This window comes from Bradyrhizobium sp. 170 (genome assembly GCF_023101085.1).
Classification (GTDB): Bacteria; Pseudomonadota; Alphaproteobacteria; order Rhizobiales; family Xanthobacteraceae; genus Bradyrhizobium.
This window is the reverse complement of sequence record NZ_CP064703.1, coordinates 799,805-824,135: the sequence shown is the minus strand read 5'-3', so window position 1 is coordinate 824,135 and position 24,331 is coordinate 799,805. Positions and strand designations below refer to the sequence as shown.

At 62.5% G+C, this 24,331-nt stretch carries 19 protein-coding genes; 13 read left to right on the top strand and 6 right to left on the bottom strand.

The annotated features are described in order from the left end of the window. Nucleotides 1–344 precede the first annotated feature (344 nt). The 5 genes from IVB05_RS03880 to IVB05_RS03860 all read right to left on the bottom strand — a co-directional run bounded on the left by IVB05_RS03880 (nucleotide 345) and on the right by IVB05_RS03860 (nucleotide 7,755). Nucleotides 345–1,118, bottom strand: coding sequence for an SDR family oxidoreductase (locus IVB05_RS03880; RefSeq protein WP_247783114.1), 774 nt, complete (start codon nucleotides 1,116–1,118; stop codon nucleotides 345–347). Nucleotides 1,119–1,278: 160 nt separating this feature from the next. Further along, nucleotides 1,279–2,421 (bottom strand): pimeloyl-CoA dehydrogenase small subunit, encoded by a 1,143-nt coding sequence (gene pimD / locus IVB05_RS03875; RefSeq protein WP_247783113.1) that lies wholly within the window; start codon nucleotides 2,419–2,421, stop codon nucleotides 1,279–1,281. A 176-nt stretch (nucleotides 2,422–2,597) separates the two neighbouring features. Continuing rightward, nucleotides 2,598–3,788, bottom strand: a complete 1,191-nt coding sequence (pimC, locus tag IVB05_RS03870; RefSeq protein ID WP_247783111.1) for a pimeloyl-CoA dehydrogenase large subunit — start codon at nucleotides 3,786–3,788, stop codon at nucleotides 2,598–2,600. A 178-nt stretch (nucleotides 3,789–3,966) separates the two neighbouring features. After that, nucleotides 3,967–5,658 carry a dicarboxylate--CoA ligase PimA gene (gene pimA / locus IVB05_RS03865; protein ID WP_247783110.1) on the bottom strand — a complete coding sequence of 564 codons (1,692 nt, stop codon included), beginning with the start codon at nucleotides 5,656–5,658 and terminating at the stop codon, nucleotides 3,967–3,969. Then, the gene (locus IVB05_RS03860) at nucleotides 5,659–7,755 is read right to left on the bottom strand and encodes a 3-hydroxyacyl-CoA dehydrogenase NAD-binding domain-containing protein (RefSeq protein ID WP_247783109.1); all 2,097 of its coding nucleotides are present in this window, start codon (nucleotides 7,753–7,755) and stop codon (nucleotides 5,659–5,661) included. It abuts the gene before it with no gap. A 181-nt stretch (nucleotides 7,756–7,936) separates the two neighbouring features. On the opposite strand from IVB05_RS03860, the gene IVB05_RS03855 reads away from it, so the two are divergent. The 10 genes from IVB05_RS03855 (at nucleotide 7,937) to IVB05_RS03810 (ending at nucleotide 20,084) form a co-directional block, all read left to right on the top strand. Next, nucleotides 7,937–8,800 carry an IclR family transcriptional regulator gene (locus IVB05_RS03855; protein ID WP_247783108.1) on the top strand — a complete coding sequence of 288 codons (864 nt, stop codon included), beginning with the start codon at nucleotides 7,937–7,939 and terminating at the stop codon, nucleotides 8,798–8,800. Nucleotides 8,801–8,869: 69 nt separating this feature from the next. After that, nucleotides 8,870–9,667, top strand: a complete 798-nt coding sequence (locus IVB05_RS03850) for an ABC transporter ATP-binding protein (protein ID WP_247783107.1) — start codon at nucleotides 8,870–8,872, stop codon at nucleotides 9,665–9,667. Beyond that, complete coding sequence (locus IVB05_RS03845) at nucleotides 9,664–10,377, top strand: ABC transporter ATP-binding protein (protein WP_247783106.1); 714 nt, start codon at nucleotides 9,664–9,666, stop codon at nucleotides 10,375–10,377. Before IVB05_RS03850 ends, IVB05_RS03845 begins: the two co-directional genes overlap by 4 nt. An 11-nt stretch (nucleotides 10,378–10,388) precedes the next feature. Next, nucleotides 10,389–11,267 carry a branched-chain amino acid ABC transporter permease gene (locus IVB05_RS03840; protein WP_247783104.1) on the top strand — a complete coding sequence of 293 codons (879 nt, stop codon included), beginning with the start codon at nucleotides 10,389–10,391 and terminating at the stop codon, nucleotides 11,265–11,267. 2 nt (nucleotides 11,268–11,269) lie between these two features. Then, nucleotides 11,270–12,289 carry a branched-chain amino acid ABC transporter permease gene (locus tag IVB05_RS03835; protein WP_247783102.1) on the top strand — a complete coding sequence of 340 codons (1,020 nt, stop codon included), beginning with the start codon at nucleotides 11,270–11,272 and terminating at the stop codon, nucleotides 12,287–12,289. A 29-nt stretch (nucleotides 12,290–12,318) separates the two neighbouring features. Then, nucleotides 12,319–13,542 carry an ABC transporter substrate-binding protein gene (locus tag IVB05_RS03830; RefSeq protein WP_247783101.1) on the top strand — a complete coding sequence of 408 codons (1,224 nt, stop codon included), beginning with the start codon at nucleotides 12,319–12,321 and terminating at the stop codon, nucleotides 13,540–13,542. Between the two features lie 180 nt (nucleotides 13,543–13,722). Next, nucleotides 13,723–14,952 (top strand): ABC transporter substrate-binding protein, encoded by a 1,230-nt coding sequence (locus IVB05_RS03825; protein ID WP_247783100.1) that lies wholly within the window; start codon nucleotides 13,723–13,725, stop codon nucleotides 14,950–14,952. A 160-nt stretch (nucleotides 14,953–15,112) separates the two neighbouring features. Next, nucleotides 15,113–16,339, top strand: coding sequence for an ABC transporter substrate-binding protein (locus IVB05_RS03820; protein WP_247783099.1), 1,227 nt, complete (start codon nucleotides 15,113–15,115; stop codon nucleotides 16,337–16,339). Nucleotides 16,340–16,466: 127 nt separating this feature from the next. Further along, nucleotides 16,467–17,756 carry a glycerate kinase gene (locus IVB05_RS03815; RefSeq protein ID WP_247783098.1) on the top strand — a complete coding sequence of 430 codons (1,290 nt, stop codon included), beginning with the start codon at nucleotides 16,467–16,469 and terminating at the stop codon, nucleotides 17,754–17,756. Between the two features lie 180 nt (nucleotides 17,757–17,936). Then, nucleotides 17,937–20,084 (top strand): EAL domain-containing protein, encoded by a 2,148-nt coding sequence (locus IVB05_RS03810; protein ID WP_247783097.1) that lies wholly within the window; start codon nucleotides 17,937–17,939, stop codon nucleotides 20,082–20,084. A 9-nt stretch (nucleotides 20,085–20,093) separates the two neighbouring features. On the opposite strand, the gene IVB05_RS03805 is transcribed toward IVB05_RS03810, so the two are convergent. After that, nucleotides 20,094–20,612: a MarR family transcriptional regulator gene (locus tag IVB05_RS03805; protein WP_247783096.1), complete on the bottom strand. Its 519-nt coding sequence runs from the start codon at nucleotides 20,610–20,612 to the stop codon at nucleotides 20,094–20,096. 174 nt (nucleotides 20,613–20,786) lie between these two features. Between IVB05_RS03805 and IVB05_RS03800 the strand changes: the two genes are divergently transcribed. Genes IVB05_RS03800 through IVB05_RS03790 form a run of 3 tightly spaced genes read left to right on the top strand, consistent with a single transcriptional unit; the run spans nucleotide 20,787 to nucleotide 24,330 of the window. Beyond that, nucleotides 20,787–21,827, top strand: a complete 1,041-nt coding sequence (locus IVB05_RS03800) for a branched-chain amino acid ABC transporter permease (RefSeq protein ID WP_247783095.1) — start codon at nucleotides 20,787–20,789, stop codon at nucleotides 21,825–21,827. A gap of 5 nt (nucleotides 21,828–21,832) precedes the next feature. Next, complete coding sequence (locus IVB05_RS03795) at nucleotides 21,833–23,602, top strand: branched-chain amino acid ABC transporter ATP-binding protein/permease (RefSeq protein ID WP_247783093.1); 1,770 nt, start codon at nucleotides 21,833–21,835, stop codon at nucleotides 23,600–23,602. After that, entirely contained in the window at nucleotides 23,599–24,330 is a 732-nt protein-coding gene (locus IVB05_RS03790; RefSeq protein ID WP_247783092.1) for an ABC transporter ATP-binding protein, read from the top strand. Before IVB05_RS03795 ends, IVB05_RS03790 begins: the two co-directional genes overlap by 4 nt. Nucleotide 24,331: the final 1 nt, after the last annotated feature.

Genomic DNA, 24,331 nt, shown 5'->3' with positions numbered 1-24,331 from the left:
GCCGCCCCCCTTTATCGAGGCGACGATCCCCGAACCGACCCAGTGACCAATCGATCTGTGACAGCATCCCGACACCCCTGCCAAAGCTGAAGTGCCGCAATACAAATCACACAGATTCCTGATTCTGGAATCCCCCGACCCGAGTCAATCCGTCGCACCAGAAGTGTGCATGCCCTAGTGCGAAAGCAGGGACCCATAGCCACCGGCGCTCATTTTGCGAAAGACGTCAGCCAACTCGGCTTGAGCCGAGAGCACGACGCGGTATGGGTCCCTGCGTTCGCAGGGACGACGATGGAGAGAGGTGGAGCTTCTCTTACCCTCCCCTGGAGGGCGAGGGTAAGAGATCACGTCGCCGCCGTCGTCACGCCGCCGTCGACCACGATGGTCTGGCCGGTCATGAAGGTGGAGGCGTCGGAAGCCAGATACGCCACCGCGCCGGCGATTTCGTCGGGTTCGCCGATCCGCCGCAGCGGCGTGCCGGCGGTGCGGCGCTTGAGCATTTCCGGATCTTCCCAGAGCGCCTTGGCGAAATCGGTCTTGACCAAGCCCGGTGCCACGCAATTGACGCGGACGCCTTTCGGGCCCCATTCGCCGGCGAGGCTGCGGCACAGCGCAAAATCAGCGGCTTTCGAAATGCCGTAGGCGCCGATCACGGTAGAACCGCGCATGCCGCCGATCGAGGAGATGATCACCACCGAGCCGTTGCCGCGTTCAGCCATTTGCGGGATCGCCAGCGCGCAGAGCCAGATGTTGCTCTTGACGTTACTGCCCATGATCTTGTCGAAGGCCTCGTCCTTGATGTCGAGCAGCGGGCCGTAATAGGGATTCACCGCGGCGTTGCAGACGAGGATGTCGACCTTGCCGTAATGCTTCGTGGTGCCCGCAACCAGCGCCTCGACTTCCTCGCGGCGCGAGATGTTGCAGGGAATGACATGGGCGTCGCCGCCGGCGTTCTTGATGCCTTCGGCGACTTCGTGGCAGGCGTCCGCCTTGCGGCTGGAGATCACGACTTTTGCGCCGAGCTTGGCGAGCAGCTCGGCGGAGGAACGGCCGATGCCGCGGCTGGAGCCGGTGATGATGGCGACCTTTCCGGTGAGATCGAACGGGGTGTTTTTCATTGTTGTTGGCTCCCTGACCCTTGCCCCGTCATTCCGGGGCGCGACGAAGTCGCGAGCTATGATGTGCAATTGCACATCAGAGAATCCATCGGGCCGCTGCGCAAGTTGCGAGATGGATTCCGGGCTCATCGCTTCGCGATGCCCCGGAATGACGGAAGAACTACACCAGCCCGCCCGCGTCCGTGACGCGGCGGAGGTGGTAGTCGGTGTCGCCAAAGGTGTTTTCGATCATGGTCAGCCGCTTGAAGTAGTGGCCGATCTTGGCTTCCTGGGTCATGCCGATGCCGCCGTGAAGCTGGATCGACTGCTGGCCGATGAACTTGCCGGACTTGCCGATCTGCACCTTGGCGGCGGCGACCGCGGTCGCGCGCTCCTTGGCGCTGTCGAAATCGGCCGCCATGGTCGCGAACATCGACATGCTGCGGGCCTGTTCGAGCGCCACGAACATGTCGGCGGCGCGGTGCTGCAGCGTCTGGAAGCTGCCGATCGGCACGCCGAACTGTTTGCGGGTCTTGAGATATTCGACCGTGCTCTTCAGCGATTCATCCATCGCGCCGACGGCTTCCGCGCACATCGCGGTGCGGGCTTCGTCCACCACGCGCTCGATCAGGGCGAGGCCGTTCTCGGGATCGCCGATCGCGGCATCTGCGCCGACTTCGACGCCGGTGAAGGTGATGTCAGCCGCATGCAGGCCGTCCTGGGTCGGATAGCCCTTGCGGGTAACGCCCTTGGCGTTCGCCGGGACCAGGAATACGCCGATGCCGGTCTTGTCGCGCTGGCCACCCTTGGTCCGCGCGGTCACGATCAGGGTGTCGGCGTTCTCGCCATTGAGGACGACGAACTTTTCGCCGTCGATGACCCATCCCGAACCCTTCTTCTTGGCGGTGGTCGCGACATCGCCGAGGTCGTAGCGCGAGTTCTTCTCGAGCTGCGCGAACGCAAAGGTCTTGCTGCCGTCGATGATGCCGGGGATGTGCGCGGCCTTCTGCTCGGCCGAGCCGCCGTGGCGCAGGAAGCCGCCGCCGATCACGACGGTGGCGAGATACGGCTCCAGCACCAGCGCCTTGCCGAGCGCCTCCATCACGATCATGGTCTCGACCGCGCCGGCGCCAAAGCCGCCATCGGCCTCGGCGAACGGCAGGCCCAGCAAGCCCTGCTCGGCGAGCTTGCCCCAGACGGCCTTGCTCCAGCCGCCCTTCTCTTTCTGGTACTTCTTGCGCGCATCGAAATCGTAGGAGTCGGTCAACAGACCGTCGATGCTTTCCTTGAGAAGGCGCTGCTCCTCGGACAAATCAAAATCCATGTTCGTTACTTTCTCCAGAATTCAATTCGGGCAACGCCGTTGCCGAGCTTTCAATCGTCATCCCCGCGTAGGCGGGGATCCAGTAATCGCAGGCGCCTGCCGTAAGCATGCCCGCCGCGGCGTACTGGGTCCCCCGCCTTCGCGGGGGACGACACCTGTGTTGTTCGCTAAGCCTCTTAAAGCCCCAGCACCGCCTTGGTGATGATGTTGCGCTGGATCTCGTTGGAGCCGCCGTAGATCGAGACCTTGCGGTTATTGAAGTAGCTCGGCGCGATCTGGGCGGTCCAGTCCATGGTCTCGTTGGAGCCGTCGTCGCCATGCACGTCGTAGGGTGCTGCGAACGGGCCGATCACTTCCATCAGGAGTTCGGTGGTGGTCTGCTGGATTTCCGAACCCTTGATCTTCAGCACCGAAGACGCCGGGTTGGGCTTGCCCTTGCCGTGCTTGCCTTCATCCGCGACGACGCGAAGCTGCGTGAGTTCGAGCGCCTTCAGCTCGATCTCGCAGGCGGCGAGTTTTTCGCGGAAACCCTGGTCCTCGATCACGGGCTTGCCGTTCTGCTCGACCTTGGAGGCGAGGTCCTTGATGCGGCGCAGCCGCTCCTTGGAGACGCCGACGCGGGCGATGCCGGTGCGCTCGTTGCCGAGCAGGAATTTTGCGTAGTCCCAGCCCTTGTTCTCCTCGCCGATCAGATTCTCGACCGGCACCTCGACGTCGTCGAAGAACACTTCGTTGACCTCACGGCCGCCGTCGATGGTCTCGATCGGGCGCACGGTGACGCCCTTCGACTTCATGTCGAACACGATGAAGGAGATGCCCATCTGCTTCTTCGCATTGGTGTCGGTGCGGCACAGGCAGAAGATCATGTCGGCGTGCTGGGCCAGCGTGGTCCAGGTCTTCTGGCCGTTGATGATGTACTTGTCGCCCTTGCGCTCGGCCTTGGTTTTCAGCGACGCAAGATCTGAGCCGGAGCCGGGCTCCGAAAAGCCCTGGCACCACCAGTCGTCGACATTGGCGATGCGCGGTAAATACTGCTTCTTCTGCGTCTCGTTGCCAAAAGTGTAGATGACCGGGCCGACCATGCTGACGCCGAAGGCGAGCGGCGCCGGCGCGGGGTGCATCTGCAGCTCTTCGTTGAAGATGTAATGCTGCACGGAGGTCCAGCCTGTGCCGCCATATTCCTTCGGCCAGTGCGAGCAGCCCCAGCCCTTCTTGTTCAGGATGCGCCACCAGGCGACCATCTCGTCCTTGGAGAGGTGGCGGCCCTCCACCATCTTGCGCCGCGTTTCCGGCGGCACGTTGTCCCGGAAGAAGGCCCGCACCTCCTCACGAAACGCGATTTCTTCCTTGCTGAAAGCGAGATCCATCGGATCCTCCTGTGAGCGAATTCAATTCCTGCTAACGCGAACTCTATATCTCGTCGTCCCTGCGAACGCAGGGACCCATAGCCACCGTCGCAAGTGTTGTCCGAGCCGTAACCCCAAGTGCCCCAGGCCGGGACCGCGGCGTATGGGTCCCTGCGTTCGCAGGGACGACGGCGGAGTGCTAAGAACGGCCTCCTGTTGCGACTTGTTGCTGTTTAACTGATGCGGCCTGCGACGACTGCTGCATCCGCAGTTCGTGACGCGACAATTTGCCGACCGCCGTGCGCGGCAGCTCGTCGACGAAATCGAGCGCAGCCGGCAGTTCGTGCCTGCCGATCTTGCCTGTCAGGAACGCACGCAATTCGTCCAGCGTGAACGGCTTGGCGCCGCCGCGCAGCTTGATGAAGGCCTTCGCAGCCTCGCCGCGGTAGTCGTCGGGAATCCCGATCACGATCACTTCCTGCACGGCGGGATGGGTGTAGATCGCCTGCTCGATCATCTGCGGATAGACGTTGAAGCCACCGGAAATGATCATGTCCGTCTTGCGGTCGACCAGGTAGAAATAGCCGTCGGCATCCATGTAGCCGATGTCGCCGGTGAGGAAGCGATCGCCGACAAAGGCCTTCGCGGTTTCCTGCGGCCGGTTCAGGTAGCCTTTGGTGACGTTCGGGCCGCGGACGCGGAGTTCGCCGGTTTCGCCCACCGGCATCAGCTTCGTCGGGTCTTCCAGCGATACCACGTCCACTTCGATGCCGGGGAGCATCAGGCCGATCGAGCCTGGCTTGTCCGGACCTTCCTTGGGGTGGGCGGTGCCGGGGGAGCCGGTTTCTGTCATACCCCAGCCGCTCTTCAGCTTCATGCCGACCCTGCGCTCCAGGATCCGCGCCACTTCCACCGGCAGCGGCGCACCGCCCGAGCCAGCGATGACCAGCGACGACAAATCGCGCTTGTCCAGATCCGGCAAGGCGGCGATCGCGATCCACATCGTCGGCACGCCGGGAAACACCGTCGCGCGCTTCACTTCGATGTCGCGCATCACAGCCTCGACGTCAAAACGCTGGTGCATCGAAATAAGATTGCCGCGCAGGATCGACGACAGCAGCACCACCGTCAGCGAATAGATGTGGAACAGCGGCAACACGCAGATCACGCGCTCGATCGCATTGCGCTCGGCACGCCCCGGCTTGCCCCAGGCGTCGAAGATCGACACCGCGGACGTCAGATTGCCATGGCTCAGCATCGCGCCTTTTGGAAGCCCTGTAGTGCCGCCGGTATATTGCAGCAGCGCGACGTCATCGGGCGAAATCGCAGGCCATTGCTCTGGCTTCGCCGCGCCGTCGATGAATTGTCTATAAGTGATGACCGCAGGGTTTTCCGGCAGCCCCGTCTGCGGCGCTCCGATCCTGCCCCAATGATCGTCCTCGCAGACGATCAAGCGATCGAGCAAACCCTTGTCCAGCAATTTCAGCGCGGTCGGCAACAGCGCCGAGAGACTGCTGGTGACCAGCACGCGCGCACCGGAGTCCGTGAGCTTGTGCGACAGCGCGATCTCGCCGTCCAGCGGCGACAGATGCACGATTCGGGCGCCCGCTTTCAGACCGCCGAAGAAATTGACGGGATGGTCGGGCGTATTGCCGAGGAACAGCGCGATCGAGCTGTTCCTGCCGTAGCCGGCGCGAAGGAAGGCGCTGGCTGCGGTCTCCACCAGTGCTTCAAGCTCGGTGAAACTGATCGGCCGGTCGCGAAATTCGATGGCGGGGCGCGATCCGAATTCGGCGACCGCTGCCGACAACAGGTCGGGCAGCGTGCCGCGTGCGATCGGATCGTCCCAGCGAACGCCTTCCGGATAGAACTGCTCTCCGGGGTGTCCCATTCAAGCCGCTTTCGACTGCGCGGCCAGCGACGCAAAGGTCTTGCCCTCCGCGGCCAGACGCTTGAGCAGCGGCGCCGGTTCGAGCGAGGGATCGTTGGTCTCCTTGGCGTAATAGGAGAGACGATCGGCGATGTGCTTGAGGCCGACCTGGTCGGCGTAGAACATCGGGCCGCCGCGATAGATCGGCCAGCCATAACCGTAGAGCCAGATCACGTCGATGTCGCTCGGCCGCGCCGCGATGTTCTCTTCGAGGATGCGCGCACCCTCGTTGATCATCGGGTACATCATGCGCTCCAGAATTTCGTCGTCGCTGACGACGCGCTTCTTGCGGCCGAGGCGCTGCAGGGTCTCGTCGATCAGCTTTTCGACTTCCGGATCCGGCAACGCCGCGCGCGACCCGGCTTCATACTTGTAATAGCCCTTGCCGGTCTTCTGGCCGAAGCGCCCGGCCTCGCACAGCGCGTCGGCTATTTCCGACTTGATGCCGCGGTCCTTGCGCGAACGCCAGCCGATATCGAGGCCTGCGAGATCGCTCATCGCGAACGGGCCCATCGGCATGCCGAACTTCGTCACGACCGCATCGACCTGCTGCGGCAACGCGCCTTCGAACAGCAACTTTTCCGACTGCTTGCCGCGCTGGGCCAGCATGCGGTTGCCGACAAAACCGTCGCAGACGCCGACCACGGCCGGCACCTTTGCGATCTTGCGCGCGATGGAGACGGCGGTCGTCAGCGCGTCCGGCGCGGTCTTCTCCGCGCGCACGATTTCGCACAGCTTCATCACGTTGGCCGGCGAGAAGAAGTGCATGCCGAGCACGTCCTGCGGACGTTTTGTAACCTTCGCGATTTCGTCGATGTTGAGGTACGAGGTGTTGGAAGCCAGCACCGCGCCCGGCTTGGCGTGCTTGTCGAGCGCCTCGAACACTTCCTTCTTGACCGCCATGGTCTCGAACACGGCTTCGATCACCAGGTCAGCGTCCTTGACGTTCTCGAGGCCGACAACGCCCGTGATCAGGCCCATGCGCTTGGCCGGAGCATCGGCGGGGATGCCGCCGCGCGCGGCGGTTGCCTCGTAGTTCTTCTGCATCACGCCCAGGCCGCGCTTGAGCTGCTCTTCGCCGGTCTCGATCAGCGTCACCGGGATACCGGCATTGGCGAACGACATCGCGATACCGCCGCCCATGGTGCCGGCGCCGATGATGGCGACGCGCTCGACGGGACGCGCCTTCGTTCCTTCAGGAACTCCGGCGATCTTGGCGGCTTCACGCTCGGAGAAGAACGCATAGCGCTGCGCCTTCGACTGGTCGCTGGCGACGAGCTTGAGAAAACCTTCGCGCTCCTTCTTCAATCCTTCGTCGAACGGCAGCTCGATCGCGGCGCGGACGGCATCTGCGGCCGCGAACGGCGCTTCGAGCCCGCGCGCCTTCTTGGTCAGGACTGCGACCGCATTGGTGAAGATCGAAATGTCGGCCTTGGCCGCTGCGAGCTTGGAGTCGTCGTCGCGCAGCTTGCGCAAGGGACGCTTCTCCGCCAGCACCTTGCGGGCAAAGGCCTCGCCGCCGACGGCCGGGCCTTCGACGATTTCCTCGATCAGGCCGTTCTTGAGCGCGTCCGCCGCGCCGATCGGATCGCCGCTGACAATCATCTTGACCGCGAGTTCCGGGCCGACCGCGCGCGGGAGCCGCTGGGTACCGCCGGCACCCGGCAGAAGGCCGAGCTTCACTTCCGGCAGGCCAAGCTTCGCTTCCTTGGTCGCGACGCGATAGTGGCATGCCAGAGCGACTTCGAGGCCGCCGCCGAGCGCGGTGCCGTGGATGGCGGCAATGATCGGCTTCGGCGAGTTCTCCATCAGGACAAGCACTTCGGCGAGGCCGGGCGGCTTCGGCGGCTTGCCGAATTCGGTGATGTCGGCGCCGGCGATGAAGGTGCGGCCGCCGCAGGTCAGCACGATGGCCTTCACTTCGGCATCGGCGATCGCGCTTTTCATGCACTCGAAAATACCGCCGCGCACCGCGGCGCTCAGCGCGTTGACGGGAGGACTGTTGACCGTGACGATGGCGATGACGTCTTGACGCTCGAGTTTTACCACTTCGCTCACGGGACTCTCCCTGGATCGTTTGTTCTCTGGATCGTTTGTTCTTGGATGCTGCTCGACTTGCGTTGAGTAGCTACGGTCATTTTCGCTAATTTCGCACTGCGAAATTTAATTCCACATCTTGACAGGGAGGGTTATTTTGAAGCACGTCCCTTGTCAACGAGCTCATCAGCAGTAGCGGGTAATGAAGCGTCCAGGGAAAAAGGTGGCGACCGATCGCAGCTTCGTCGTCGCGCTTTCCCGCGGACTTGATGTGTTGCGCGCATTTCATCCCAACGACGGACTGCTCGGCAATCAAGAACTCGCCGCCCGTACCAATTTGCCGAAGCCAACCATTTCCCGGCTGACCTACACCCTGACCAAGCTGGGTTATCTTACACCCGTTCCGCGCTTCGAGAAGTATCAGCTCGCGCCATCAGCCATGGCGCTGGGGTATGCCGCCCTTGCCAATCTCGGCGTTCGGCATTTGTCCGAACCCTATCGTGAAGAACTGATGCGCGAGACCGGCGGCGCCGTCGCCGTCGGCGGACGCGACCGTCACAGCATGATCTATTTCGGGCAGAGCCGTACCGGGCTACTTGGTGTGCAGCTCGACGTCGGTTCGCGCGTACCGATCGCGACGACCGCGATGGGGCGCGCCTATATCTGGGCGCTGCCCGAGGATGAGCGCGCCACCTTGTTGCGCGAACTGCGCGATCATTACGGTAGCCGCTGGTCGCGGATGCGCGACGGTATCGAACGCGCGGGTGAAATGGTTGTGCGTCACGGATTCACGATCTCCGCAGGTGAATGGCAAGAGGACGTGCACGCAGTAGGGGTGGCGTTGAAGCTCAACGACGGAACCGGACCGTATGCCTTTAATTGTGGCGCGCCTGCTTTCCGCTTCACGGAAGATCGCTTGATCAACGATATTGGACCTCGCCTTGTCACGATGGTAAGGAACATTGAGGCAGCGCTGGGCGGCGCAGCACCGCAATCAAAAAAAGCAGAAAACAAGAAGTTGAAAGCAGGAGGAAAAGTTGCACGTGTGTCCGAGGGGATCAGATAGCCTTCATCACGACTGGCGAAAATCTTCGCGTGGTCATTCCCGCCCTGTGATCAGCGCGGGCGAGACCCGATGACGCAGGCCCAGCTCGCGCAGGGAAATGCTCCCCTGCTCGCGGTTCGCGACGTCAGCGTCGTGTTCGGCGGCATCATCGCGTTGAACGGCGTGTCGTTTAACATGCACAAGGGAAACATCCTTGGACTGATCGGTCCGAACGGCGCCGGCAAGACGACGTTGTTCAACTGTCTCTCCCGACTCTATCAGCCGAGCTCCGGCGATATTCTGATGGAGGGCGTGAGCATTTTGACGCGTCCGCCGCACCGGATCGCCGAAATCGGCATCGGCCGCACCTTCCAGAACGTCGCGCTGTTTCCCAATCTGTCGGTGCTCGACAACGTTCGCGTCGGCACCCACGCGCGCACCTCGAGCGACATCATCTCGGACTCGCTCAAGCTCGCCTGGGTTCGCCGCACCGAAGCCGACGTCAACAAGAAGGTCCATGAGATCCTCGATTATCTGGATCTCAATGACGTCGCCCACACGGTGGTCTCCGGCCTGCCCTTCGGCACCCAGAAGCGCGTCGAACTCGCGCGCGCACTCGCCGCCGATCCGAAGATCCTGCTGCTCGACGAGCCCGCCGGCGGCCTCAACCACGAAGAAGTCCATGTGCTCGGCGATCTGATCCGCCGCATTCGCGACGAGCGCCACATGACCGTGCTGCTCGTCGAACATCACATGGGTCTGGTGATGTCGATCGCCGACCACGTCGTCGCACTCAACTTCGGCCGCAAGCTCGCCGAAGGAACACCGGCCCAGGTCCAGGCCGACCCGGATGTCATCAAAGCCTATCTGGGGAGCAAGGACCAATGACCGCGATGCTTAACGTCAAGGATCTCCGCGCTTATTACGGGCAGGTCCAGGCGCTTCATGGCCTCAGCTTCGCCCTCAACGAGGGCTCGCTGACCACGCTGCTCGGCGCCAACGGCGCCGGCAAGACCACCACCTTGCGCGCGATCTGCAACATGGTGCGTTCGACCGGGGCGATCGAGTTCGAGGGCAAGCCGCTCTCCGGCCGATCAACCGAAAACGTCGTCCGTCTCGGCATCGCGCATGTGCCGCAGGGCCGCGGCACCTTCACCACCATGACGGTGGAGGAAAACCTGCAGCTCGGCGCCATCACCCGCAACGACAAGAAGGGCGTGGTCGCCGACATCGAGCGCATGTACGAGCACTTCCCGGTGCTGAAGGAACGGCATACCCAGCAGGCCGGCACGCTGTCGGGCGGTGAGCAGCAGATGCTCGCGGTCGCGCGTGCGCTGATGCTGCGGCCGCGGCTGATGCTGCTGGACGAGCCGTCATTCGGTCTGGCGCCCCTGATCGTGCGCGAACTGTTCAAGATCCTCGGCAAGATCAACCGCGAGGAGAAGGTCACCATTCTGGTGGTGGAGCAGAACGCGCAACTGGCGCTGGAGCTCGCCGACCAGGCCTATGTCATCGAAACCGGACGGATCGTGATGTCGGGCAACGCCAAGGACATCGCGAACAACGAAGACGTCCGTAAATCCTATCTCGGCTACTGAGGAGCAGGACAATGGAGCTTTTTACCAACCAGGTCCTGGCCGGCATTGCCACAGGCGCGATCTATGCCTGTATGGCGCTCGCCGTCGTGATGATCTTCCAGGCGATCGACCACCTCAATTTCGCCCAGGGCGAAATGGCGATGTTCTCGACCTTCATTTCATGGCAGCTGATGCAGTGGGGCATACCTTACTGGTGGGCCTTCCTGGCCACGCTGATCATCTCCTTTGTCGGCGGCATCGTCATCGAGCGGCTGCTGTTCAAGCCGCTCGCCAAGGCCCCGATCCTGACCAACGTCGCCGGTTTCATCGCATTGTTCGCGATCGTCAACAGCTGCGCCGGCCTGATCTGGGACTTCACCATCAAGCAGTATCCGACACCGTTCGGATCCTCGCCGTTCCTCGGAAGCCAGCTGATCTCGACCCACCAGGCCGGCATGATCGGCGTCACGCTGGGGCTGCTGATCGCACTTTATTTCTTCTTTCAGTTCACGCGGATCGGCCTTGCGATGCGCGCCGCCGCCTCGCTGCCGGAATCGGCCCGCCTGGTCGGCATCAACACCTCGTGGATGATCGCACTGGGCTGGGGCATGGCTTCCGCCATCGGCGCGATCGCCGGCATCCTGATCGCACCTGTCGTGTTCCTGGAGCCGAACATGATGGGCGGCGTGCTGATCTACGGATTTGCCGCGGCCGTTCTTGGCGGCCTGACCTCACCGCTCGGCGCCGTGCTCGGCGGCTTCCTGGTCGGCGTGTTTGAAAATCTCGCCGGGACCTACATTCCCGGCGTCGGTAACGAGCTGAAACTGCCGATCGCGCTTGCGCTGATCATCACCGTCCTGGTCGTCAAACCGGCAGGTCTGTTGGGCCGGCCCATCGTGAAGCGAGTTTGATCATGAGCGCTGCTGCAGAAGACGTCGTCACAGAGGCACCGGCCGTCGAGGCCGTTCCGAAGCGAGCGATGACGCTCGGCCTGGGCACCTCGCTGGTGGTGCTGGGTGCGCTGATTCTCGCGCCGCTGTTCGTCAAGAATTTCATCATCTTCCAGATGACGATGCTCCTGATCTACGGCCTTGCCGTTCTGGCGCTGAACATCCTGACCGGCGGAAGCGGCCAGTTCTCGCTCGGCCAGAGCGCGTTCTACGCGGTCGGCGCCTATACGTCGGCGATCCTGATGGAACATGTCGGGATGAACTACGCGCTGACGCTGCCGATCGCCGGGATCATCTGCTTTGCCTTCGGTTTCGTATTCGGCCAGCCGGCGCTGCGGCTCTCCGGCGTGTATCTCGCGCTGGCGACCTTTGCGCTTGCGGTCGCCATGCCGCAACTCCTGAAGCTCGGCTTCTTCGAGCATTGGACCGGCGGCGTGCAGGGATTGGTCGTGACCAAGCCCGATGCGCCGTTCGGCCTGCCGATGGGCCAGGACATGTGGCTGTATTACTTCACGCTCGTGATCACGATCGGCATCTATATCGCCTCGGTCAACCTGCTGCGATCGCGCTCGGGTCGCGCCTTCATGGCGATCCGCGACAACGAGATCGCGGCCTCCGCCATGGGTGTCGATGTCGCGCTGTACAAGACGCTGGCGTTCGGCGTCTCGGCCGGCATCACCGGCGTTGCCGGCGGTCTCGGCGCCATCGCGGTCCAGTTCGTCGCGCCCGACGGCTACACCATCACGCTTGCGATCTCGCTGTTCCTCGGCATGGTCGTCGGCGGCGTCGGCTGGCTTCCGGGATCGATCGTAGGCTCCGCCTTCATCATCTTCGTGCCGAATATGGCCGAACATATCTCGAAGGGTCTCTCCGGCGCCGTATTCGGCGTGCTTCTGTTCCTCGTCATCTTCCTCGTGCCGCACGGCGCCAGGCAGGTCGCGATCGTTGCCCAGCAACTGATCGGCAAACTCAAGAAGAACTAAGAACCAAAAGAAGAAACTCAGGAGAAACTATGCTTGCAACACTACAGACTGCCGCCTTCCCGGCGGCGGTCGTCGCTTTCGTCTTTGCTTCCAGCAACGCGCTCGCTCAAAAGAAGTACGATACCGGCGCGACCGATACCGAAATCCGGATCGGTCACATCGTGCCCTACAGCGGTCCTGCCTCGGCCTATGGCGTCATCGGCAAGACCGAAGAAGCCTATTTCAAGATGGTCAACGAAAACGGCGGCATCAACGGCCGGAAGATCAAGTTCGTTTCCTATGACGACGCCTACTCTCCACCGAAGGCCGTCGAGCAGGTGCGCAAGCTCGTCGAGAGCGACGAGGTGCTGGTGGTGTTTAATCCGCTCGGCACGCCGTCCAACAGCGCGATCCAGAAATACCTGAACGCCAAGAAAGTCCCGCAACTGTTCGTCGCCACCGGCGCGACCAAGTGGAACGATCCAAAGCACTTTCCGTGGACCATCGGGTGGCAGCCCAGCTATCAGAGCGAAGCGCTGATCTACGCGAAGTACCTGATGAAGGAAAAGCCGGACGCTAAAATCGTCGTGCTCTACCAGAACGATGATTTCGGCAAGGACTACGTCAGGGGGCTCAAGGACGGCTTCGGCGCCAAGGCGTCGATGATCGTTGCCGAGGAAAGCTACGAGATTTCGGAGCCGACGATCGACAGCCATATCGTCAAGCTCAAGGCCACGGGCGCCGATGTCTTCATCAGCATCACAACGCCAAAGTTCGCGGCCCAGGCGATCAAGAAGCTCGCCGAGATCGACTGGAAGCCGATGCACATCCTCTCCAACGTTTCGATTTCGGTCGGCAGCGTGATCAAGCCGGCAGGATTCGAGAACGCGCAAGGCATCCTGTCGGCCGCCTACGCCAAGGACGCAGCCGACCCGCAATGGCAAGACGATCCCGGGATGAAGAAGTTTCTCGCCCTGCTCGACAAGTACTATCCGGAAGCCGACCGCCTCAACACATCGGTGGTCTATGGGTATGGCGCGGCACAGACCCTGACCAAGGTTATCGAGATGTGCGGCGACGATCTGACCCGCGCAAACATCATGAAGCAGGCCGCGAACCTGAAGGACTTCACGCCCGATACGCTGCTGCCCGGCGTCAAGATCAACACGTCGGCCACCGACTTCGCTCCGATCGAGCAACTTCAGATGATGCGCTTCAAGGGCGAGAAGTGGGACCTGTTCGGCGACGTCATCAGCGGCGAAGCCGGCCATTAACTAATATTCCGCCGGACGGTAGTTTCCCGGGGATCAGACAAAATATCGCCTCCCGCGACGCCGTCGCGGGGGGCTTTTTGTTGCTGGACGCGGCCGAAAGGTATTCAATGTTCGCAAAGGGCCGCCAAGCGCTCCAATCAAAAACAGTGACACAGTCATCGATCCCAGGGAGATCAAAAAATGTCCGTAATCAACTTGCGACTGGGAGCCTTTGCGGCTGCCCTCGCATTGCTTGCCGCGACCAGCAGCGGCGCATTGGCACAAAAGAAATACGACACCGGCGCGAGCGATACCGAAATCAAGATCGGCAACATCATGCCCTACAGCGGGCCGGCCTCGGCCTACGGCGTGATCGGAAAAACCGAAGAGGCCTTTTTCAGGAAGATCAACGCCGAGGGCGGCATCAACGGTCGCAAGATCAACTTCGTCAGCTATGACGACGCCTACAGCCCGCCGAAGACGGTGGAGCAGGCGCGCAAGCTGGTCGAGAGCGACGAAGTCCTGCTGGTCTTCAATTCGCTCGGCACGCCGCCGAACACCGCGATCCAGAAATACCTCAACACCAAGAAGGTGCCGCAACTGTTCGTCGCAACCGGCGCCACCAAGTGGAACGACCCCAAGGACTTTCCCTGGACCATGGGCTGGCAGCCCAACTACCAGAGCGAATCCGCGATCTATGCGAAGTACATTTTGAAGAACAACCCGAACGCCAAGATCGCCGTGCTTTATCAGAACGACGATTACGGCAAGGACTATCTGAAGGGCTTCAAGGACGGGCTCGGCGCCAAGGCGGCTTCGATGATCGTCATTGAGGAAAGCTACGAGGTTTCCGCGCCGACGATCGACTCCCACATCGTCAAGATGAAATCGGCCGGCGCCGACGTCTTCTTCAACATCACCACGCCGAAATTCGCGGCACAGGCGATCAAGAAGAACATGGAGATCGGCTGGAAGCCACTGCACTTCCTCAACAACGTCTCCGCCTCGATCGGCAGCGTGATGAAGCCGGCCGGGTTCGAGAATGGACAGGACATCATCTCGTCGCAATACTTCAAGGATCCAACCGACGCCCAATGGAAGAACGATGCCGCGATGAAGGCATGGAATGAGTTCCTGGATAAGTATTATCCGGAAGCCAACCGGGCCGATGCATCGGTGATGTACGCCTATATCGTCTCTCAAGGCTTGGTGCACGTGCTAAAGGCCTGCGGCGACGACCTCACCCGCGCGAACGTCATGAAGCAGGCGGCCAGCATCAAGGACCTCGAACTCGGCGGCCTGCTGCCTGGGGTCAAGGTCAACACGTCGGCGACCGATTTTGCTCCGCTCTCGCAATTGCAACTGATAAGGTTCAAGGGCGAGAACTGGGAACGCTTCGGCGAAATTCTCTCGGGTGACGTCGGCGGCTGACCCGACTGCGAGCTCTGCTGAAGATGCAGCCCCTGCGGCTTTTGCCGCAGGGGCTTTTTGTTTGTGAGGCTTTCGGCAAGATGCTAATCACGACGCTGTCAAAAGAGCCTCGTCAAGGGGACCGACGGTTGCATTAATAAATGAAAAGGGAGAGACAGAAATGTCCACAATGAAAAAACTTGCGGTTGTTTCGACCGCGTTTGGACTACTCGCGGCAACTTCGAGCGGCGTTCTCGCACAGAAGAAATACGACCCCGGCGCGAGCGATACCGAAATCAAGATCGGCAACATCATGCCCTACAGCGGACCGGCTTCCGCCTATGGCGTGATCGGCAAGACCGAAGAGGCCTACTTCAAGAAGATCAACGCCGAAGGCGGCATCAACGGCCGCAAGATCAACTTCATCAGCTATGACGACGCCTACAGCCCGCCGAAGACGGTGGAGCAAACGCGCAAGCTGGTCGAGAGCGACGAGGTGCTGCTCGTCTTCAACCCGCTCGGTACGCCGCCGAACACGGCGATCCAGAAGTACCTCAACACCAAGAAGGTGCCGCAACTGTTCGTCGCGACCGGCGCCACCAAGTGGAACGATCCGAAGAATTTTCCGTGGACGATGGGCTGGCAGCCCAACTACCAGAGCGAAACGCAGATCTATGCGAAGTACATTCTGAAGAACAAGCCGGACGCCAAGATCGCGGTGCTCTACCAGAACGATGACTACGGCAAGGACTATTTGAAAGGCTTCAAGGACGGGTTAGGCGCCAAGGCCGCGTCGATGATCGTCATGGAGGAAAGCTACGAAGTCTCCGAACCGACCATCGACTCCCACATCGTCAAGATGAAAGCGACCGGAGCCGACGTGTTCGTCAACATCACCACGCCGAAATTCGCGGCGCAGGCGATCAAGAAGAACGCCGAGATCGGCTGGAAGCCGCTGCACTTCCTCAACAACGTCTCGGCCTCGATCGGCAGCGTCATCAAGCCGGCCGGCTTCGAGAATTCCCAGGACATCATCTCGTCGCAATACTTCAAGGATCCGACCGATGCGCAGTGGAAGAACGACGAGGGCATGAAGGCCTGGAGCGAGTTCCTGGACAAGTATTATCCGGAAGCCAACCGCGCCGATGCGAATGTCATGTACGGCTACACCGTCGCACAGGGTCTCGTGCATGTGCTGAAGGCCTGCGGCGACAATCTCACGCGCGAGAACGTCATGAAGCAGGCGGCCAGCATCAAGGACCTCGAACTCGGCGGCCTGCTGCCGGGCATCAAGGTCAACACGTCGGCAACCGACTTTGCGCCGATCTCATCCGTGCAACTAATCAAGTTCAAGGGCGACACCTGGGAACGCTTCGGCGAAATCCTCTCCGGTGACGCCGGCGGCTAGTTATTCTGAATCCCGATTGGCCGATTTGCAGGCCAGCAAGGCCCCCGCAGGCACCCTGCGGGGGTTTTCTTTTGCAGCGATTGGATGGATAACCTGACTTCCCGTCCCTCTTCGTCCCCGAGCAGACATGACCGACCGGCGTCCCCTCCTGCGTGCGATATTTGATGCGGCCGTTGCGGCCGCGCATCCCGACGTCGTGCTGTCGGCGCATCTGCGCCCAGTGCCTAAGGGCAAGGTGATCTGCCTGGCCGCCGGCAAGGGAGCGGCAGCGATGGCCGCTGCGGCCGAACGGCACTACCTCGATACGCTGGGGCTCGATCCCGCGCGACTGACCGGCCTCGCCACCACGCGCCACGGCCACGGTGTGCCGACGCGCCGGATCAGGGTCGTCGAGGCCGGCCATCCCGTGCCCGACGAGGCCGGACTGAAAGCCGCCGACGAAACGCTGCGTCTCGCCGCCGAGGCAACCGCTGACGATCTGTTGCTGGTGCTGTTGTCCGGTGGCGGCTCCGCGAACTGGATCGCACCGGCCGAGGGCGTTTCGTTCGCACAGAAGCAGCAGGTGAATCGCGCATTGTTGCGTTCGGGTGCGCCGATCGGCGAGATGAATATCGTCCGCAAGCATCTGTCGCGGATCAAGGGCGGACGGCTGGCCCGCGCCGGACAGCGCGCCGCGGAAATCGTGACGCTGGCAATCTCCGACGTGCCGCATGACGACCCGTCCGCGATCGCATCGGGACCGACGGTGCCGGATCCGAGTACGCTGGCGGATGCCCGCGCACTGGTGGCGAAGTATAATCTCACGGTCGACGATGCCGTCAGGCGCGCCCTCGAAGATCCCGGGAATGAGAGCTGCAAGCCCGGCGATGGCGCGTTTGCCCGCGCGCAATTCGAGATGATTGCAAAACCGAAGGCTTCGCTCGACGCGGCCATCAAGGTCGCAAAGGACGCCGGCTATGAGGTCATCGGCCTTGGCGCGGATCTCGAAGGTGAGGCGCGCGACGTTGCGGCCGATCATGCACGCCTGGCGCTGAAAGCACGCAGCGAAGGCAAACGCATCGCGATCCTTTCGGGCGGCGAACTCACAGTGACCGTGCGCGGCAATGGCCGTGGCGGCCCCAACCAGGAATATGCGCTGGCGCTGGCGGATCTTCTGAAGGACAGCCCCGGCATCGTGGCGCTGGCCGCCGACACCGACGGCGCCGACGGAGGCGCCGGCAGCGCAACCGATCCGGCCGGCGCCGTGATCGATCAGACGACGTTTGCGAAGATGAAGTCGCTCGGCCTCGAGCCTGCGGCTTATCTCGCCAACAACGATGCCACCGCGTTCTTCTCCGCCACCGGCGATCTGCTGCTGATCGGCCCGACGCTCACCAACGTCAATGACGTCAGGGTGATTTTGGTGGACCCCGCCTAGGTTTTTCGGGCGGCTGCCGGCATCCTGTACGTGCCAAACGGCGTTAACGCTTTGTTGAGCAAGTTGCGAAGAACCCGCACGCATCTGCCCATCTCGAAGATGCAATTCACCAGCTTCGGCTTCTAATGGCCGCGCTCCTGGAGGGAGGAGAGCCGCCGATAGCGGCTGGGGAAATGCTACATGACGGATCACGGCCAGCTAACCGTCCCGCGGTCTGCGCAGTTGAGTGCGCGGCTCGAAGAGGCGTTCAACAATTTATCGCTCGGCATCGCCGTCTTCGACGAGAATCGTGAAGTCGTTTTCTGCAACGCCCGTTACAGGGAAATGTATGGGCTGTCGCCTGAACAGGTGGAGCCGGGCACACCGACCAGTGAACTGATCCGGCATCGGCTGGATCTCGGCCTGAAGGTGCCGGTCGCGCCCGATGATTACATCCGCGAGCGCGTCGGCCATGACATCGCACTCGACACCACGGTGCAGGAATTCACTGACGGCCGGATCATCGCCTACACCGTCTACCCGATGCCCGGCGGCGGCGGGATGGCGACCCACGAGGACATCACCGAGCGCGAAGAGCTCAATGCCCGGCTGAAGAAACAATACGAACACGGCAGGGAGCAGGAAGAGACGCTGCGCGTCAGGAACTTCCAGTTCGACACCGCGATCAACAACATGTCGCAGGGGCTGTGCTTCTTCGATTCCGACCACCGCCTGATCGTCTGCAACGATCGCTTTGTCGAGATGTACGATATCGCGCCCGAGCGCGTCAGCCCCGGCATGTCGCTGATCGAGATCGTCGACCTGCGCTTCGAAGCCGGCAGCTTTCCCGCCATGACGCGGGACGAATATCTGCGCTGGCGCACCAATGTGGCGGTTTCCAACGAAGCAAAGGACAGCATCGTCGAATTGATGAACGGGCGCACCTTCAAGATCCGTCACCGGCCGATGCCCGGCGGCGGCTGGGTCGCGACGCATGAGGACATCACCGAGCAGCGCCAGTCCGAGGTCAAGATCGAATACATGGCGCACCACGATGCGCTGACGGATTTGGCCAACCGGGTGTTGTTGAACGACCGGCTCGAATATGCACTCGGCCGGGTTCAGCACGGCGAAATGGTGGCCGTCCATCACCTCGACCTCGATCAGTTCAAGGCCGTCAACGATACGTTCGGCCATCCCTGCGGCGACAAGCTGCTGCGGATCGTCGCCGAACGGCTGCGCTCCCTGGTTGGCGAGGCCGACACGATCGCGCGGATGGGCGGCGATGAATTCGTGATCGTGCAGGCCACGATCGCGGACCCCGCCGACGCCACTTCGCTGGCGCAGGGCGTCATCGACGCGCTGAGCGAGCCCTATGACATCGACGGCCAACAGGCCGTGATCGGCGTCAGCATCGGCATTTCCGTCGGTCCCGGCGACGGAGCGAACCCCGACAAATTGTTGCGCAACGCCGACCTCGCGCTCTACCGCGCCAAGAGCGACGGCCGCGGCACGTTCCGCTTCTTCGAACCCGTGATGGACCTGCAGATGCAGACTCGCCGCATCATGGAACAGGATCTGCGCAAGGCGCTGCCGGCAGGCGAATTCGAGCTGCACTATCAGCCGGTCGTCAACCTGGCGAGCAAGGAAATCAGCGGCTTCGAGGCCCTGATACGCTGGAATCATCCGAGCAAGGGGATGATCTCGCCGGCCGACTTCATTCCGCTGGCCGAAGAGATCGGCTTTATCGTCCCGATGGGCGAGTGGGTCATCCAGCAGGCCTGCGCCACCGCGGCGCAATGGCCCGACAACCTTCATGTCGCCGTCAATATTTCAGCGATCCAGTTTCGCAGTCCCGGCCTGATGCAGGTGATCATCAGCGCGCTCGCGGCTTCCGGCCTCGCGGCCACGCGGCTGGAAATCGAAATCACCGAGAGCGTGCTGCTCCACAACAAGGAGGCGACGCTTGCGGTGCTGCATCAGTTGCGGGCGCTCGGAATCCGGATCGCGATGGACGATTTCGGCACCGGATACTCGTCGCTGACCTACCTGCAGAGCTTTCCGTTCGACAAGATCAAGATCGATCGTTCCTTCGTCAAGAACATCACCGAGGATTCGAGCTCGCTCACCATCGTGCGGGCGGTTGCCGCGCTCGCCAATGGCATGGGCATGACGGCTACCGCCGAGGGCGTGGAAACCGCGGAGCAGCTCCACAGCATCGCTTCCGAGGGATGCACGGAGATGCAGGGCTTCCTGTTCAGCAAGCCGCTTCCCGCCGCCGAGATCGAGCGGCAATTCCTGTCGGGACGCGGGACGCGAGACGTTCAAGGCCGCATCGTCGCGGCCTGATCGCGCCGCTCAGAACTCCGCCGCGATCTTCGACAGCATTTCGAGCAGGGCTACGCGATTGGCGGGGCCAAGCAATTCGTTGAGCCGCGCCTCGTGCTTGCTGGCCACGAGCTTTTTGGCGCGCGCCAGCACCGCCCTTCCCTTGTCAGTCAGAACCAGGATGTGCGAGCGCCGGTCGTTGGTCGAACGCATCCGGGCGCACAGGCCGCGGCTCTCCAGCGCATCCAGCATCGAGACGAAATTCGGCCTGAGGATGCCGAGCGTGTTGGCGATTTCGGTCTGGTTGCGTCCGGGGTTGCGGTCGAGCAGCAGCAGCACCGAGAATTGCGCCGGCGTCAGTTGCAGCGGCGCGACGCAGCGCAGAAAGTCCTCGAACACCTTGAGCTGCGCACGCTTGAGCGAATAGCCGAGCAGCTCGGCCAGTTCGCCCAGCTGCAGCCCGGAATGCTCCGCGCCGCCGCCCGCAATTTCCTTGCCGTTGCTGCGCGACGGCTTGACGGCATCGGTCGCTGCCTTGGAAACTGTCATGCGTGAGGCTCGCACCCGAAAAAAGGCTCGGCCGGCGGCCGAGGCCTTGATGTTATATTTGATAATTGTTATTGAATATATCAAATATCGGCGCCTTTCAACTGCCGAGATATCGGACGGCCGGCGGACCGCGTGAGGTCAGGACCGGCGACGCTTTTAGGGGGAGCGCCAGTCTTGAACACGACGATCATGCTGTTCCTGCTGCAGGACGGCATCACCAATGGCGCGATCTATGCGCTGCTCGGGCTTGCGCTGGTGCTGGTGTTTGCCGTCACCCGCGTGATCCTGATCCCGCAGGGCGAATTCGTCACTTTCGGCGCGCTGAGCTATGCCGTGCTGGCGACCGGCAAGGTGCCGGGCACCGCGTGGCTCGCCATGGCGATGGGCGTGGTCGCCTTCGGCCTCGACCTGTTCGACGCGCGGCGATCGCTGCGGCTCAAGAAGGTCTTGCGCTCCCTTGCCCTCAACATCGTCCTGCCGGCTGCCATCCTGGCCCTGACCTACGGGTTCGCCAGCCCCACGACCCCGATTGCGGTCAACATCGCGCTGTCGCTTTTGATCGTCGCGGCAATCGGGCTGTTCCTCTACCGCATCGCATTCCAGCCGATCGCCCATACTTCGGTGCTGGTGCTGCTGATCGCCTCCGTCGGCTGCCATCTCGCTTTGCAGGGCCTGGGCCTGGTGTTCTTCGGCGCAGAGGGCCTGCGCGGACCGGCACTGTCCAACACCGCATTGACGATCGGCCCGCTGCGCTTCACCGGCCAGAGCCTTGCGGTCTACGGGCTGACGATTGCCTTCATCATAGCACTCTGGCTGTTCTTCGGCTTCACGCTGATGGGCAAGGCGCTGCGCGCCACCGCCGTCAACCGGCTCGGCGCCCGCCTCGTCGGCATCCGCACCACGCTGTCAGGACAGATCGCCTTCCTGCTGGCGTCCCTGATCGGCGCCATTTCCGGCATCCTGATCGTGCCGATCACCACGCTCTATTACGACACCGGCTTCCTGATCGGCCTGAAAGGTTTCATTGCCGCAATCATCGGTGGTCTCGTGAGCTATCCGCTAACGGCGGTGGCGGCCTTGATCGTCGGCAGCGTCGAGGCCTTTTCCTCATTCTACGCCAGTAATTTCAAGGAGGTCATCGTCTTTACGCTGATCCTTCCCGTGCTGGTGCTGCGTTCGCTCGCAGCGCCCGCGGTCGAGGAAGAGAAGGACTGACGGCGATGAATCAACGAACCCCTCTCATCATCTTCGCAGCTGTCATGGCGGCGATCCCGTTCATTCCGGGCGTGCCGCCGTTCTGGATCGTGCTGCTCAACAATATCGGCCTCGCAGCCCTGGTGGCGATGGGGCTGGTGCTCCTGACCGGCGTCGGCGGCCTCACCTCGTTCGGCCAGGCCGCGTTTTGCGGCTTCGGCGCTTACACCACAGCGGTGCTGACGACTGCCTACGGTTTTTCGCCGTGGCTGACGTTGCCGCTCTCGCTGCTCGTCAGCGGCGTGGCGGCCGTCCTGCTCGGCATCGTCACGGTGCGGCTGTCCGGCCACTATCTGCCGCTTGGCACCATCGCCTGGGGCATCGGCCTGTTCTATCTGTTCAGCAAGCTGGAATTCCTCGGCCGCAATGACGGCATCTCGGGCATCCCGCCGCTCTCGATCGGCAATTTCAAAATGCTCGATCCCGGCACGATCTATTTCGCGATCTGGATCGGAGTCCTGATCTCGGCATTGCTGACCATGAACCTGCTGGACTCCCGCACCGGCCGCGCGATCCGCGCGCTGCGGCGCGGACACATCGCCGGCGAAGCGTTCGGCGTGCAGACGCCACGCGCCAAGCTTCTGGTGTTCATCTACGCGGCGGTTCTCGCGGGCCTGTCCGGCTGGCTCTACGCGCATTTCCAGCGCGCCGCCAATCCGACGCCGTTCGGCGCGCAGGCCGGCATCGAGTATCTGTTCATCGCGGTGGTCGGCGGCGCCGGCTATGTCTGGGGCGCGGTGCTCGGGGCCGGAATTGTCGTCATCCTGAAAGAGGTGCTGCAGAGCTACCTGCCCTACATCTTTGGCGGCCAGAGCCAGCTCGAAACCATCGTGTTCGGCATCCTGCTGGTCGTTTTGCTGCAACTGGCGCCGACCGGCGTCTGGCCCTGGCTGATGGCAAGGTTGCCGCTCAAGCCGGGCCGCAAGGTGCCCGATACGTCGCTTCCCCTTGTCAAGCGCGAGCGCGCACCGGCTTCATCCGCCGCGCTGCTGCAGATCGAGAAAGCGCGCAAGCAGTTCGGCGGCGTGATTGCCGTTAACGACGTCTCGTTCGACGTCCAGGCCCGCGAGATCGTCGCCCTGATCGGCCCCAACGGCGCCGGCAAGAGCACGACCTTCAACCTGATCACGGGCGTGCTGACGACAACCGGCGGCACCATCTCGGTGCTCGGCCACAAGGTCGATAACGCCCCGCCGCAGGAAGTGGTGAAACTCGGCGTCGCACGCACGTTCCAGCACGTCAAGCTGGTGCCCGACATGACCGTGCTGGAAAACGTCGCGATCGGCGCGCATCTGCGCGGGTCTTCCGGCGCGATATCAAGCATGTTCCGGCTGGACCGGGCCGACGAGGCAAAACTGCTGGCGGAAGCCGCGCGCCAGATCGAGCGCGTCGGCCTCGGCGACCAGATCGACCAACTGGCGGGAAGCCTGTCGCTCGGCCAGCAGCGCATCGTCGAGATTGCACGCGCGCTGTGTGTCGATCCATTGCTGCTGCTGCTCGACGAGCCGGCCGCAGGATTGCGCCACATGGAGAAGCAGCGGCTCGCTGCGCTACTCCGGCAATTGCGCGACGGCGGCATGTCGGTGCTGCTGGTCGAGCACGACATGGGTTTTGTGATGGATCTCGCCGACCGCATCGTCGTGCTGGATTTCGGCACCAAGATCGCCGAGGGCACGCCGGCTGCGATCAAGACCAATCCCGATGTGATCAAGGCCTATCTCGGAGCTACCGCATGAGTGCGCTGTTATCGGTCTCCGACGCGCATGTTTCCTACGGCAAGGTCGAAGCCGTGCGTTCGGTGTCGCTCGACGTCGCCGACAACGAGATCGTCACCATCATCGGCGCCAACGGCGCCGGCAAGACCACGCTGCTGAACGCCATCATGGGCGTGCTGCCGCTCAAGGGCGCCACCGCCTTCGCAGGCCTGGACATGGCCCCGCTCGACATTGAGGATCGCGTCGCCGCGGGCTTGTGTCTGGTGCCCGAGCACCGCGAATTGTTCAGCACGATGAATGTCGAGGACAATCTGGAGCTCGGCGCCTTCCGGATTCCAAAGGCAACGGCAGCAAGATCGTTCGAGCGCGTCTATACGCTGTTTCCGCGGCTGAAGGAGCGGCGCAAGCAGCTGGCCGGCACGCTGTCGGGCGGCGAGCAGCAGATGCTGGCGATGGGCCGCGCATTGATGGGCGCGCCAAAACTGTTGATGCTGGACGAACCGAGCCTCGGCCTCGCCCCGATCATCGTCGCCGACATCTTCCGCACCATCGGCGAACTGCGCGCCGCCGGCGTCTCGGTGCTGCTGGTCGAGCAGAACGCAAAGGCGGCCCTGCAAATCGCCGACCGCGCCTATGTCATGGAACTCGGCGAGTTCATCCTGTCCGGATCGGCCAAAGACATTGCGTCCAACCAGCGCGTCGCCGCGAGCTATCTCGGCTTCCAGCACGAGGGCGCGAGCGAGATCTAGA